This window comes from Streptomyces sp. NPDC026673 (assembly GCF_040638135.1).
Classification (GTDB): domain Bacteria; phylum Actinomycetota; class Actinomycetes; order Streptomycetales; family Streptomycetaceae; genus Actinacidiphila.
Genome location: NZ_JBEZXR010000077.1, coordinates 13,284 through 26,163, shown reverse-complemented (window position 1 = coordinate 26,163; position 12,880 = coordinate 13,284). Strand labels below are relative to the sequence as shown.

At 71.8% G+C, this 12,880-nt stretch carries 12 protein-coding genes; 4 read left to right on the top strand and 8 right to left on the bottom strand.

All coding sequences use genetic code 11. The annotated features are described in order from the left end of the window. Positions 1-4: 4 nt before the first annotated feature. Positions 5-982, bottom strand: a complete 978-nt coding sequence (locus AB0F62_RS34840) for a hypothetical protein (protein WP_361808889.1) — start codon at positions 980-982, stop codon at positions 5-7. Continuing rightward, positions 979-1,776: a hypothetical protein gene (locus AB0F62_RS34835; RefSeq protein WP_361808886.1), complete on the bottom strand. Its 798-nt coding sequence runs from the start codon at positions 1,774-1,776 to the stop codon at positions 979-981. The genes AB0F62_RS34840 and AB0F62_RS34835 overlap by 4 nt, the downstream gene beginning before the upstream one ends. A 277-nt stretch (positions 1,777-2,053) precedes the next feature. Between AB0F62_RS34835 and AB0F62_RS34830 the strand changes: the two genes are divergently transcribed. Continuing rightward, entirely contained in the window at positions 2,054-2,308 is a 255-nt protein-coding gene (locus AB0F62_RS34830; RefSeq protein WP_361808883.1) for a hypothetical protein, read from the top strand. Positions 2,309-2,357: 49 nt separating this feature from the next. Here the strand turns inward: AB0F62_RS34830 and AB0F62_RS34825 are convergent, their stop codons facing one another. The 4 genes from AB0F62_RS34825 to AB0F62_RS34810 all read right to left on the bottom strand — a co-directional run bounded on the left by AB0F62_RS34825 (position 2,358) and on the right by AB0F62_RS34810 (position 7,393). Continuing rightward, entirely contained in the window at positions 2,358-3,104 is a 747-nt protein-coding gene (locus AB0F62_RS34825; protein ID WP_361808880.1) for a GNAT family N-acetyltransferase, read from the bottom strand. 174 nt (positions 3,105-3,278) lie between these two features. Next, positions 3,279-4,739 (bottom strand): glyceraldehyde-3-phosphate dehydrogenase, encoded by a 1,461-nt coding sequence (locus tag AB0F62_RS34820; RefSeq protein WP_361808877.1) that lies wholly within the window; start codon positions 4,737-4,739, stop codon positions 3,279-3,281. Positions 4,740-4,821: 82 nt separating this feature from the next. After that, on the bottom strand, positions 4,822-5,280 hold the full coding sequence (locus AB0F62_RS34815) for a hypothetical protein (RefSeq protein ID WP_361808874.1): 459 nt from the start codon (positions 5,278-5,280) through the stop codon (positions 4,822-4,824). A gap of 163 nt (positions 5,281-5,443) precedes the next feature. Beyond that, positions 5,444-7,393: an N-acetylmuramoyl-L-alanine amidase gene (locus AB0F62_RS34810; RefSeq protein WP_361808871.1), complete on the bottom strand. Its 1,950-nt coding sequence runs from the start codon at positions 7,391-7,393 to the stop codon at positions 5,444-5,446. A gap of 678 nt (positions 7,394-8,071) precedes the next feature. Between AB0F62_RS34810 and AB0F62_RS34805 the strand changes: the two genes are divergently transcribed. Genes AB0F62_RS34805 through AB0F62_RS34795 form a run of 3 tightly spaced genes read left to right on the top strand, consistent with a single transcriptional unit; the run spans position 8,072 to position 10,975 of the window. Further along, positions 8,072-9,595, top strand: coding sequence for a GMC family oxidoreductase N-terminal domain-containing protein (locus tag AB0F62_RS34805; RefSeq protein WP_361808868.1), 1,524 nt, complete (start codon positions 8,072-8,074; stop codon positions 9,593-9,595). Positions 9,596-9,600: 5 nt separating this feature from the next. Continuing rightward, the gene (locus tag AB0F62_RS34800; protein WP_361808865.1) at positions 9,601-10,323 is read left to right on the top strand and encodes a molybdopterin-dependent oxidoreductase; all 723 of its coding nucleotides are present in this window, start codon (positions 9,601-9,603) and stop codon (positions 10,321-10,323) included. Next, positions 10,271-10,975, top strand: a complete 705-nt coding sequence (locus tag AB0F62_RS34795) for a cytochrome b/b6 domain-containing protein (protein ID WP_361808862.1) — start codon at positions 10,271-10,273, stop codon at positions 10,973-10,975. The genes AB0F62_RS34800 and AB0F62_RS34795 overlap by 53 nt, the downstream gene beginning before the upstream one ends. A gap of 600 nt (positions 10,976-11,575) precedes the next feature. Here AB0F62_RS34795 and AB0F62_RS34790 read toward each other — a convergent pair. Beyond that, positions 11,576-12,127, bottom strand: a complete 552-nt coding sequence (locus AB0F62_RS34790; RefSeq protein ID WP_361808916.1) for a CGNR zinc finger domain-containing protein — start codon at positions 12,125-12,127, stop codon at positions 11,576-11,578. 105 nt (positions 12,128-12,232) lie between these two features. After that, positions 12,233-12,706: a MarR family transcriptional regulator gene (locus AB0F62_RS34785; RefSeq protein ID WP_361808859.1), complete on the bottom strand. Its 474-nt coding sequence runs from the start codon at positions 12,704-12,706 to the stop codon at positions 12,233-12,235. Between the last annotated feature and the right edge of the window lie 174 nt (positions 12,707-12,880).

The window sequence follows — 12,880 nt, the reverse complement described above, 5'->3', positions numbered from 1 at the left end:
TCGGCTACGGCAGCCTCGCCGTGCTGGACGCCGGCACCAGGTCGTCCCCGTCGTCCTGCAGCGTGGAGACCGCGCCGGCGATGTAGAAGCAGCCCGCCGTCACCACCGCGACACCGGCCAGGAGAGGCGTCCACGCCCGCAGCCTGGCCGTGCCCGTCCGACCGCGGAAGTGCCGCTCGACGACCGAGAATCCGCGGATGGTGGCGACACCGACACCCGTGAGCGTCAGCGCCATGCCCACTCCGAACGTGATCACGATGGCCAGTGCCCCGAGCGCGCGGCCGGTCAGCAACCCGCTCACGAAGATCAGGAACGCCGACGGCGACGGCAGCAGCCCGCCGGAGAGGGCCAGCGCCGCGAGGCCCTTCCGGGACCACGGGTTGGTCAACTGCTCGACGTGGTGGTGGGCGTGGGCGCTGTCGTCCCGCACGGCCGTGTCGTGGCCGTGGTGTTCGTGGGAGTGGTCGTGCCCGTGGGCGTGACCGTGCGAGTGGTCGTCCCCATGGGCGTGACCGTGCGGGTGGTCGTGCCCATGGGGGTGCTCATGCCCGTGCGGGTGGTCATGCCCGTGTGGGTGTCCATGAGCGTGCCCGTGCCCGTGCCCGTGGGAGTGGCCGCGGCCACGGACGTGCCGGTACACCAGGCCCACGCCCACGATCGCGACGACCGCTCCCGCGGCGACCTGCATCCACGCGGTGGCGGTCTTGGTGCTGACCGCCGTGCTGCTGACTCCCACCCACAACAGTGCGAGGACCAGCACCGAGAAGGTGTGCATCGTCGCGACGATGACCCCGAGGCGTGCCGCGTCCTTGTAGTGTCCCCGCGTCCCCACCAGATAGGCGGCCGTGATGCTCTTGCCGTGACCGGGGGCCACCGCATGAGCCGCGCCGACGCCGAGCGCGACGATCAGGGTCACCCAGAACAGGGACCCGCCGTCGAAGAGGGCGATCAGGTGGTTGTCGAGGCTTCCTATCCCTGTCATGCGTTGCTCCTGGAACGGGCGCCGGTGTCGGCGGGTGCCGCGGCCTGCTTGCCCGGCGCGGTCTGAGAGTGGTGAACCGAGATGGGGGTGCTGCCGGCTCGGGCGCCCTTGCGACGGCGCGACCGCCGGAGAACGAAGCCGCCGATGGCGAGGGCGGCGGCAAAGGTGCCGATGGAGAAGGCCACGACCGTTCCGCGGACGCTTCCGCCGGAAGCCGTGAAACGCACCTGCGTGGTCGGCCGGGCGGAGGTGAACAGCGTCTGCTGGGGCTCGGCGGGGCCGGCGGAGGTGAGCATGGTCCGGTACGCCGGGTGGAGATCCGTGAGGGCGCTGATCGTGACCTGTACGTCGACCACGGGCGCCGGGCAGTCGAAGGCCACCTGCGCTCCCCGGGCGAGGAAGTCCTCCATCCCCCCGACGACCGTCCCGTGGCAGGGACGGCCGGCCTGAGCGACGGCGATGTGCCGGAGCAGGTAGTCACGGACCGCCGTCGATCGCTGCAGTCTCTGCGCGAAGGACAGGTTCGAGGAGTTCCCCCCGCTGTCCCGGCCGCCGAAGACTCCGAGCGACTCGCCGAGTGCCACCCAATCGAGCTTGTCGGTGTTCCACGCGATCACGAGGCGAGAGCCCTGGACGCCGGCCTGGGCGGTGGACGGCGGGCCGAACGGGTGCGCGGCCGCGGAAGGAGCGGGCCCCGCCAAGGAGGCGAGGATCGCCAGCACGGCCCCCGCCAGTACGACACCCGGGGAAGGCCGGACCGGGGCCCGCAGACGGGCGAGGAGCTGAAGGGGCAAGTGTCCGTTCTTTCGTGCGGTCGCATGGGGCGACGTTCCGGCGCACGATCACGTCACGCCGAAACGGCACTTTGTCCGACGTGGCGGACACGTTCCCGACGATCACATGGCTGCCAGATGAACCTTCCCCCGCCGGGAGCGGGTCCGGCGTCACCGTCATCGGCGCGTCCGGCACGTCCGGCGCGTCCGGCGCCCAACCTCAGGTTCACCTCAGACGGGTTGCCCCTCGTGATCGGACGGGACAGTCTGCGGTCAGGGCATCCATGGCGACGCTCCGATGGCGAACGCCGACAGGGGGAAGATTGTGAACGCGGTCTCCACACGACGACGCCTGCTCGCGGGCGTTCTGCTCTTCGCGGCGGTCGTCGCGGCGGCTTACGGCTTCGGCACCTCGCGAGCCGACGGTTCGTTCGGCACGATCGTCGTCGTGGCCGTCCTGGCCGGCTCGGGCGCCGGCCTCCTGCGTAGCGGGAGCACCGTCCGTCGCCGGGGTGCTCGAACGGTGGCGGACCGTCACACGGACGGAGCCTGATCGGGCGCTTCGCGGGCGGTCGCCGGCGGCACGCGTCCGCCCTCCGGAATCAGGGGACGAGAACGGTGAGCGACGTGCCGGTGACCGCGAACCCGAGCCTCTCGTAGAGCGCGCGTGCGGGGTTGGCGTCGCTCACCGCCAGGCCGATCCGCGTCAGGCCGCCCGCCGCGGCGTCCGCAAGCGCGCGGCGCAGGAGCCGGGAACCGAGGCCGGCGCAGCGGGGCTCCGGCCGCCGGAAGACCGTCCCGACCCAGGGAAGGCCGTCGCGGTCCGTGACGACGACCCCCGCGACCACGCGGTCGGCCTCGTCCACGGCCAGGGCGCTGCACGGCAGGACCGGCCCGAGGACCGCGCCCGACAGCAGCGGCGCCAACTGGGCTTCGAGCACCTCCTCGTCGCTTCCCGGATGGTGGTCCGGGTGTCCGGGCGCGAAGGCGGACCGCCACGCGGTGAGCAGTTCACGGGCCTCGCGGTCGCAGGGCGCCGCCCGCAGTCCGTCCGGCAGGGGCACGGCGGCCCACTCCGGGGGCGGGGGATCGGCGACCAGGTCGCGCTCCATGGCATGGGCGTGGCGCAGGACGCGGGCGCCGTGCCGCAGGAGCCGCTCGCCGAGCTCCACAGATCCCGAGACGGCCCACCCGGGCATGCCGCCAAGGACGGCGGGCACCGGGTCGGGCCCCACCACCTCCACGAGGTCCGCCCAGGGGCGGCCGTCCCGTACCCCCTCGACGTACGTCAGCACCGGCAGCCCGTCCGGCCCGCACAGGGTGGCGCGCTCTTCTCCGTGCGGGGTCATCCGACAAGCGCCTCCGACGGCGGCAACGTTCTCACGCGGCTCATGCTGCGGCCGCCCGGCCGAAGGCGCAAACGAATTGACGGATCCGCGCGGACCCTCCGCGCCGCGCCGCCGCGCCGGGCCCCGCCGTCGTACCGCCCGGGCCCGGCGCGGCCCCGGCGGCACGACGCGCGGTCACGGCCTCAGGTCGGCGGCGGCCGGGGCGGGGTAGGTCGGGTACTCCACCTCGGAGACGTGCTGGACGACCCGGATGACCTGGCACGAGTAGCCGAACTCGTTGTCGTACCAGAGGTAGAGGATGGCGTTGTCGCCGTCCACCTTGGTGGCGCCCGCGTCGACGATCGAGGCATGGCGCGATCCGATGAAGTCGCTCGACACCGCGTCGGGGGCGCTGATGAAGTCGATCTGGCGCTTGAGCGGCGAGGTCAGCGAGACGTCGCGGAGGTGGTCGAGGACCTCCTGGCGGGTGGTCTCGCGCCCGAGCCGGAGGCTGAGGATCGCGATCGAGACGTCGGGTACCGGCACGCGGATCGAGCTGCCGGTGATCGTCGCCTTGAGGTCGGGCAGCGCCTTGGCAACGGCGGAGGCGGCGCCGGTCTCGGTGATGACCATGTTGAGCGGCGCCGAACGGCCGCGCCGGTCGGAGCTGTGGTAATTGTCCAGCAGGTTCTGGTCGTTGGTGAACGAGTGGACGGTCTCGACGTGCCCGCGCAGGACGCCGTACTCGTCGGCCATCGCCTTCAGCGGTGGGACGATCGCGTTGGTGGTGCAGGAGGCGCAGGACAGGATCCGCTCGTCCGGCTTGATCATGTCGTGGTTGACGCCGTGGACGACGTTGGGCACGTCGCCCTTGCCCGGGGCGGTCAGGACGACCTTGTCGACGCCGGGGCGCAGGTGCTGGGAGAGGCCCTCGCGGTCGCGCCACTTGCCGGTGTTGTCGATGAGGATGGCGTTCTTGATGCCGTAGGCCGTGTAGTCCAGCGACGCCGGGTCGTCGGCGTAGACGACCTTGATCGCGTTGCCGTTGGCGATGATCGTGCTGTTCGCCTCGTCGACGGTGATCGTGCCCTGGAACTGGCCGTGGATGGAGTCCCGGCGCAGCAGGGAGGCGCGCTTGATGATGTCCTGGCCCGAGCCGCGGCGGACGACGATGGCGCGCAGGCGCAGTCCGTTGCCGGAACCGGCCTTCTCGATCAGCAGGCGGGCGAGGAGGCGGCCGATGCGGCCGAAGCCGTAGAGGACGACGTCGCGCGGCTCACGGCGCTCGATCTTGTTGGCGCCCGTGGCGCCCGCGACGGCCCCGGCGGTGAACTCCTCGACGGACAGCCCGCGGTCGTCGGCCTTGTAGGTCGCGGCGAGCATGCCGAGGTCGATCTGGGACGGGCCGAGGTCGAGCGTGGTGAGGGCCCGCAGGAACGGCAGCGTCTCGGTGACCGAGAGCTCCTCTCCGGCGATCTGCCGAACGAACCGGTGGGCCTTGAGGATGCTGATCACCGACTTGTTCACCAAGGAGCGGCTGTGCAGCAGGACGGTCACGTCCCGCTCCCTGTGTAGCTTCCCGATGATCGGAATCATCGATTCCGCGATCTCCTCGCGGTGCTTCCAGTCGGTGAACGAGTCCTCGTTGACAGTCACAGGCTTATCTTTCGAGCTAGGCGGTGCTCATATGTTAACCACACCGCCATCTCGTGCTTCCCACGGGCCCCGTACTCCGGCTTCAGGAGACGGCGACGACCCCCACCGCGGCCGAGCCGGTCCCTGCGCGCAGGAGGACGTCGTAGAGGTACCGGTCGCCGGCCCTCGGCGCCACGACCGTCCGCGCCCCGGTCCGCAGCGGGCGGGACACGGTCTCGTGCCGCTCCCCCGGCGCCGATCCGCTGACCGTCACCAGCCGCACCGAGGTCCTGCCGATGTTCTCGAACGTGACGGAATGGGTCCGGGGGCAGGGGTCGTCGTGCGTACCGGAGCAGTGGAAGCGCACGTCGCCGAGGTCCACGAGCCCGCACGAAACGTCCGTGGCGAACGCGAAATGCGATGAGCAGACGGCCCCCACCCGCAGGTCCTCCGCTGGCGCCTCGGCGGCCGTGCCACCGTGGCGGGGCGCGTCCGCGCAGGAGACGGCGGACACACCGAGGGCGGCGGTGACGAGTGCTACGGGCAGGAGTGCTGTGCGCACCTGTGGCTCCAGAGGTGGTGCAGTCGGTGGGTCCCGCCCCCGCCGGGATGCCCGACCGGGCCCCGGCGGGGGCGGGTGAGGGGGAGGACCGGGGAGTCCCACGCGCGGGTGGGGCCCGGAAGCCGCGGCTCACGGGCCCCACCCTCGGCGTGTCGTACGGGTGTCAGCGACCGTCGTGCGCGGGGCGCACCGTGGCGATCACGTCGTTCGCGTACACCAGGGCGACCCGGTGGTTGTACTGGATCGTGTACATCTTCTTGGCGCCGAAGACGACCTTGCCGTCGGCCTTGAAGTAGTCGTCGGTCAGGGCCGGCTGCGCGGTGGCGACGTACGCCTGGCCGGACGAGATGCTGTACATGCTCAGCGGGGCCTGGGTGGAGGCGCCGTACCCGGCCGGGTACTCCGAGGCGTCCGGGTAGCTGCTGCCGTACACCTTGCCGGGCGGCGTGGCGGGCGTCACGCCGGCCTTGACGATGGTGTAACCGCCGTGCGCCGGGATGGTGTTGACACCGTGGGGGTTGTGGAACCACACCTTGGCGCCGCTGTACCAGATCGCGGTCCAGTCGCCGTCCTTCCCGGCCACGACGAACTGCTGACCGGCCTGGACGGTGTTGCCCCAGTCGTTGATCCGGTCGGTGCCGTTGGCACCGGAGTGGATCGCCGGGTCCCCGAAGAGGGGGGCGGTGTCACTGGGGGCGGTCCGCACGAACAGGGTGTTCGACGGCTGCGTCACCTTGGTGCACTCGGGCGTGGCACCGGTCGGGTCGTCGGACGGGCAGATCTGGACCGTCTGCAGGTTGCGCTGGAACCCGGGGGCGATGGTCACCACCGAACCGACGTCGCCCACCCCGTGCTTGCCGATGACGGGCGCGCCGAGCAGGGCCATGAAGTGCTCCCAGTCCCAGGCGGTGCCCGGGTCCCAGTGCATGCCGGAGACCGACACCGAGTTCGGGCCGGCAACGTTGTCATGGCCCACGATGTGTTGCCGGTCGAGCGGGACGCCGAAGCGGTCGGCCAGGTACTTCACCAGTTCCGCCGTGGCCTCGTACTGCGCCTCGGTGTACCAGTCGGCGCCGTGCGCGGCGAAACCCTCGTGCTCGATGCCGAGGGAGTGCATGTTGGTGGAGTAGTTGCCCGCGTGGAAGGAGATGTCCTTCGTGGGCATCATCTGCGCCACCGCACCGTCCGACGACCGCATCACGTAGTGCGAGGCGGTCGTGCTGCCCGGGGCCTGGAAGGTGGCGATGGCGGACTCGTACGAGCCCTCGGTGTCGTGGATGACGATGGTGTCGATCCGGATCCCGTTGGCGGGCCGGTTCGAGACCTGGCCGTTGGTCGACGCCGCCGGCACGAAGGTGCAGTCCACCGTGGTGGGGCACTCGACGTCGGCGGTCGCCGCGGCCTTCAGGTGCAGCTTCGCCAGCTGGGCCTTCGCGGGCTCGACCTGCGGCATGGCGGCGAGGCTGACCCGCTGGCCGTCCGTGGTGGTGCGGCCCGCGCCCTTCGCCAGCGTGGCGAAGACACGGTTCGCGAACGCCTTGGCTCCCTGCTGCTGCGAGGCCTGGCTGTAGCGGGCGACCGCCCCGTACCAGTCACCCGGGTCGGCGGAGGCGGTCCCGGCCGTGGCCTTCTGGTACGACGCGAGGAGCGCCGCGCCGCCGCGGATGTTGGCGGCCGGGTCGTTCCTCAGCTCCCGCGCGGACAGGCCGGTGAGCTTGGCCGCGGCCTGGAGGGTGTGCAGGGCGGGGTCGGCGACGAACGACGCGAGGTCGCTGCGGCCGGCCGCTCCGGCGTCGCCGGCCACCATCTCCGCGGTCACGTCCGTGAGGTGCATCGGGCCGTAGCCGCCGCTCGCGCTGTGCACGCCCGCATGGCCATCCCACGCCGACTCCTGGTACGCCACGGCCAGCAGCAGCTGCTCCGGCACGTGGTACTCGTCGGCCGCCGCGGCGAAATCGCGCTGCCGGGCGGTGTCCGCCGGCGCGGAGCCGGTGGCCTGTGCCGTCAGCGGCACGGCGACCGAACCGGCGACCGCCAGCGCGCCGACCGCGGCCAGCAGGGCCGGCCTGCGGCGCGACGCGTGGCGCCGGCGTACGGGTGTTTCTGATGTCATGAAAGGTCCCAAATCTTGAACGAGAGAGGCCGATTCCCCCGGCGGCACCGTGCTGCGCCGTGCCGCCGGCCTGCGGAAGGCCCGCGAATTCCACTCACAGCAAATCCTCCGGAATCGAGGGACCGTCAACTTCCGGCCAACGCACCCGTGTCGACGACTCCCGGGCCATGCGAGGGGCACGGGACGCACCGCCTCCACCGCCGCCGCGGAGCACCGGGCGACCATCGGGTGAACCGCACGCGCCGATCAGCCGGGTTCCCGGCCGGCTCAACTTCGGGATCCGCAGGGGCGGATCGGGAACCGGAGAGGGGCGGACCCCGCGCCGACGGACGCGATCAGCCGACTCGCCTCCGCCCCCTCACGTCTCCGCGCGACCCCGCCCCGACGGTGAAAGCTCACGAAGATCCCTCTGCTCATGCGGGGCGCACACCAGAGCCGCAGTTCCCCGAGCGAATAGTTTGCTGCGTCAAGAAAGTAGATCAGGAAAGCGCTGCATCATGCAACCAAGTGCCGGGGCATATCGGCATCAAAGCGCGCATCAAGAACACATTCGGGGAGCATGAGTCCACCCCTTGGGATTCATCACCACTTTGACAGGTGACCTTTTGTCGTGCGAAAGTCTCACCACTTCAATAGGTGACGAGGCGGTCCTCGCGTCACCGGAACGGGAGAGGCTGCGTGAGCCAGGCTGTGGAATACGACTACGTCGTGGTGGGCGCGGGCACGGCCGGCAGCGTGCTGGCCGCGCGCCTGTCCGCGCGCGGCGACGCCCGCGTACTCCTGCTGGAGGCGGGCGGCTCCGAGATGCCGGAGGCGATGCCGGTTCCCCCCGCCTGGCCCCTGCTGCTCGGCACCTCGTCCAACTGGGGCGACCGCACGACCGAGCAGGCGTCCACCGGGACGTCGGTCCCCCTCGCGCGGGGCCGCGGAATCGGCGGCTCGTCGGCGATCAACGCCATGGTCTTCACCCGCGGGCACCGCGCCTCCTACGACGCCTGGGCCGCGGGCGACGCGAAGGGCTGGGACTTCGACGCCCTGTTGCCGTACCTGATGCGCAGCGAACGCGCCGAGGGCCGCGACCCCGGTACGCGCGGGCAGGACGGGCCGCTGACCGTGGCGCCCGCACGCGAGCCGAACCCGGTCCTGGAGGCATGTCTGGAAGCCGCCGCCGAAGTGGGGCATCCCCGTGCGGCCGACATCAGCTCCGGGCTGGAGGAGGGGTTCGGCCGGCCGGACCTGAACATCGTGGACGGCAGGCGCCAGAGCGCCGCCGACGCCTATCTCGCGCCCGCCTCGGGGCGGGCCGGTCTCCGGGTCGTGACCGGCGCCCTCGTCCACCGCGTCCTGGTGGACGGCGGACGGTGCACGGGCGTGGCGTACACCGTCGGGAGCCGGGAGTTCACCGTCCGTGCCGCCCGGGAGGTGGTCCTCACGGCCGGCGCCATCGGGACACCGCAGCTGCTGATGCTGTCGGGCATCGGCCCGCAGCGGCATCTGCGGGAGACCGGCGTCGAGGTGCTCCACGACCTGCCCGGCGTCGGGGGCAACCTGCAGGACCATGTGATGGCCGGTCTCGTCTACTCCGCCGCCCGCCCGGTCCCCGCCGCGCGCAACAACCACGGGGAGGCCCTCGGCCTGCTGCGCAGCACGCCCACGGCCGACGCCCCCGACCTGCAGATCATCTTCGTCGACGTCCCGAGCCACGCGCCCACCCTGGCGGGACCGCGCGAGGGCTACACCATCCGCGTCTCGCTGATGCGTCCGCACAGCCGCGGCACCGTCCGCCTGGCGTCGTCCTCCCCCGGCACCGCCCCCGTGATCGACCCCGGCTACTACACCGACCCCCGCGACCTGCCGGCGATGATCGCCGGCATCCGTGCGGCCCGCGAGATCGGCCGGGCGAAGGCGCTGGACCCCTGGCGCGGGGAAGAGGTGCTGCCCGGCGTGGACGTCCGGGACGACGAGGCGATCGGGGCGTACCTCCGCCGGGGACTGGCTTCGTACTTCCACCCGGTCGGCACCTGCCGCCTCGGCACGGACGAACACGCCGTGGTCGACGAGGAGCTGAGGGTCCGCGGCATCGGGGGGCTGCGCGTCGCCGACGCCTCCGTCATGCCGTCCATCGTCTCGGGGAACACCAACGCGACGGTGTACGCCATCGCGGAACGGGCCGCCGACTTCCTCTCCCAGAACGGGGTGTGACGACCATGACCGACCACGAGAACCAGCCGGAGCGCGGCACCCCCGTCGCCCGCCGCGCGATGCTCGGCATGCTCGGCGCCGGCGTCGTCGGCGTCGCCACCGCGCCGTGGGTGCAGCGCGGCTGGGAGCACTTCCTCGGCGCCGCCTCGCAGGCCGACCCCACCGGGCTCACCGGGGTACTGCCCAACCCGGGCGGCTTCCGCTACTACAGCGTCGTCGGCTCGGTGCCCCACAAGGACGAGACCAACTACCGGCTGAAGGTCAACGGTCTCGTCGACCGCCCGAGGACGTACACGCTCGACGACCTGCGCGCCCTCCCCCAGAAGCGGATCGTGCGCGATGTGCAGTGCACGGACGGCTGGCGGGTGGCGAACACCCCCTTCGAGGGCGTGCTGCTGTCGGACATCCTGGACGCCGCCGGGGTGCGCCCCGACGGCAAGGCGATCCACTTCACGTGCTTCGACGGCGTCTACACCGAGAGCCTGACCCTCACCCAGGCACGCCGCGCCGACATGCTGGTGGCCCTGAAGATGCAGGACAAGCCCATGACCCACGAACACGGCGGCCCCGTGCGGCTGTACGCGGCCCCCATGTACTTCTACAAGTCGGCCAAGTGGCTGTCCGGCATCACCGTGACCGACGAGGTCATCCCCGGCTACTGGGAGGAGTACGGCTATGACATCGACGGCTGGCTCGACGGAGCGGACAGGCGTGGCGACGCCGCCTGAGCGCGCCGGGCGCGTCCTGCGGTTCAGCGGGGCCGAGCGCCTGGTGCACCGCGGCACGGCCGCGCTGATGCTGCTGTGCGTGGCGACCGCCGCCTGTCTGTACCTCGGGCCGCTGGCCCAGTTGGTGGGGCGCCGCCACCTGGTCGCCACGGTCCACGAGTGGTCGGGGATCCTGCTGCCGCTGCCCTTCCTCCTCGGACTCGCCTCTCCCGCCTTCCGCGCCGACCTGCGCAGGCTGAACCGCTTCGCCGGGTACGACAAGCAGTGGCTGCGGGCCGTCCGCAAACGCCTCACCTCGCCGGACCTGCGCCCCGCGGGCAAGTTCAACGCGGGTCAGAAGATCTACGCGGGCTGGCTCGCCGGGACCGTGCTGGTCATGATGGCCACCGGACTGCTGATGTGGTTCACGGGCGTGCTGCCCGCGGTCTCCCGCACCAGCGCGATCTTCGTCCACGACGTCCTGGCCTGGGCCATCGCCATCGTGCTCATCGGGCATGTCCGGAAGGCGTACCAGGACCCCGAGGCGCGGCTCGGAATGCGCACGGGCTATGTGTCGCGCCGCTGGGCGAGGACGTGGCATGCCCACTGGCTGAAGGAGGACGCGCCGGCGACGGAGCACGCGGCCCCGGGGACGGAGCGCCCGGAGCGCTGAGCCTCGTCCGGGGTACGCCCGGGCCTTCGCCACTCGACGACCGGTCACCCGCGCGTTCACCGCGGGCGACCGGTCGTCCGGCGTTCGCGCCACATCGCCGCCGCCCACGGGACGAACCCGGTCCGGGGACTGCTCGATTGAGGTTCTCGTCACCCCTGTCGCCGTCGACGGCGGCCACGGGGATCACCGTCGGCGCGGGCGCGCCGCCCCGCGCCACGGGTCTCGCCACGCGGGAGACGGTGCGCACCGGCGGATGGGCACCGGCGGGGGCCCCATCGCCAGCGGGGACCCCTCACCATCTGCCAGCGGAAGGCGCGGCCTTAACCGGGGACATCGTCCTCACCGGTACACCCGCCGCACGGGAAGACCGGCGCCGAGGCGTGCCCGCGCGTCCTGGAGACAGGCGCGGAGAGCGTCCTTCCGGGACCCGTCCCCGCCCTCGGCCGAACGGCCCTCGCCGCACGGCACCACCGCATCGCGGACGAGGGACGCAGCGCCCTGACCAGGCCTGCTCAACGGCCATACGGCCGCCGTACGGCCGCCGTGAGGGCCGGCTACCGCCACCTCGCGGTCACGGCGCTCACGGACGCGGTGGATCCGCTACCGGCCCGCCAAGGCCGCCTTCTTGCGCGCACGATAGGCGGCGGCCTTCATCCGGTTCCCGCACGGATCCATGGCGCACCACTCGCGGCGGCTGCCGTGCGACCGGTCGATGTAGATCTGCGTGCACTCGGGCCTGCCGCACTCCTTGATCAGCAGTACCTCCGGGCCGCTGAGCACCCGGACGGCCTCCCGGGCCACCGACGACAGGGCCTGCTGCGGATTCGCCTCGACCCGGCGCCCCTCCCGGGTGAGCTGCGGAACGGCGGACGGCGTGCGCGCCACGGCGTTGATCAGGGCGAGCGCGTCGGCGTCGTAGTCCTCGTCGGCCAGCCTGGACCTGACGAGCGAGTAGACGGCCTCCCGGAGGGACACCGCCTCCTCCACGTCGGACGGCCGGGAGTGCACCTCGCCGTCGACGAGCCCGGACTCGCGGAACCACGCGTCGAGGCTCTCCGGCGTGGTCAGCATCTCCTGGGGGTCCGGGTTGCGGCGGCGCCTCAGGGTGCCCACGAAGTCCAGCACGGGCAGACCGCACTTGAACACATGCATCATGTCACCATTTTGACAGGTGACGTACAAGAGGGCAAGGAGCGCACACCCCGGATCCGGGGCCCTTGGGCGGGGCGCGACGGACTGCGCGGCACCGCCGGAGGGTCAGTCGTGGGCCGGCTCCCCGGTGACGGCGACGCGCCGGAACGCGATGACGAGTTCGGCGAGGTCGTGGCCCTTGAAGTGGTCGACGAGGTGGCGTCGCACGCTCGCCAGATGCGCCGGCCATGCCCGGACCAGGCGATCGAGCCCGGCGTCCGTGAGCACGGCGTTCCAACCGCGGCCGTCCTCGGTGCACTTCACCCGCTCGACCCACCCGTGCTTCTCGAGCCGGATGACCACCCGGGTCATCCCGCTCAGCGAGAGGCTGCAGGTGGCGGCGAGTTCACTCATCCGCATGGCCCGCCCGGGGGCCTCGGAGAGGTACATCAACGGGGTGTACTCGGAGAGCGGAAGCCCTCCCGCCTTCACCATGTCGGCGTCGACGGCACGGGGCAGCTCGAGCAGCACCCGGCCCAGCTCGCGCACGAACGCTTCCTCGCTGGCATCGAGGGGCTGCACCTGCTCTTCGGACGGCATGCGTCCACTCTAGCTCCTTGACCAATCAATGACACGCCTTCCGCCCGCCCCCACAAGGGCCCGAGGCCGGACGATCACGTTCGCGGAGGTCGGGGCTTTGACACTAGCCGACCGGTCGCTTACCTTCGAATAGCCGACCGGTCGGCTAGTACCGGATCGATCATCCCCACATCG

Coding starts and splice junctions, on each gene's coding strand:
- AB0F62_RS34840 (WP_361808889.1), bottom strand. CDS start 982: ATGACAGGGATAGGAAGCCTCGACAACCACCTGATCGCCCTCTTCGAC.
- AB0F62_RS34830 (WP_361808883.1), top strand. CDS start 2,054: ATGGCGAACGCCGACAGGGGGAAGATTGTGAACGCGGTCTCCACACGA.
- AB0F62_RS34785 (WP_361808859.1), bottom strand. CDS start 12,706: ATGCCGTCCGAAGAGCAGGTGCAGCCCCTCGATGCCAGCGAGGAAGCG.
- AB0F62_RS34800 (WP_361808865.1), top strand. CDS start 9,601: ATGACCGACCACGAGAACCAGCCGGAGCGCGGCACCCCCGTCGCCCGC.
- AB0F62_RS34825 (WP_361808880.1), bottom strand. CDS start 3,104: ATGACCCCGCACGGAGAAGAGCGCGCCACCCTGTGCGGGCCGGACGGG.
- AB0F62_RS34810 (WP_361808871.1), bottom strand. CDS start 7,393: ATGACATCAGAAACACCCGTACGCCGGCGCCACGCGTCGCGCCGCAGG.
- AB0F62_RS34795 (WP_361808862.1), top strand. CDS start 10,271: ATGACATCGACGGCTGGCTCGACGGAGCGGACAGGCGTGGCGACGCCG.
- AB0F62_RS34790 (WP_361808916.1), bottom strand. CDS start 12,127: ATGCATGTGTTCAAGTGCGGTCTGCCCGTGCTGGACTTCGTGGGCACC.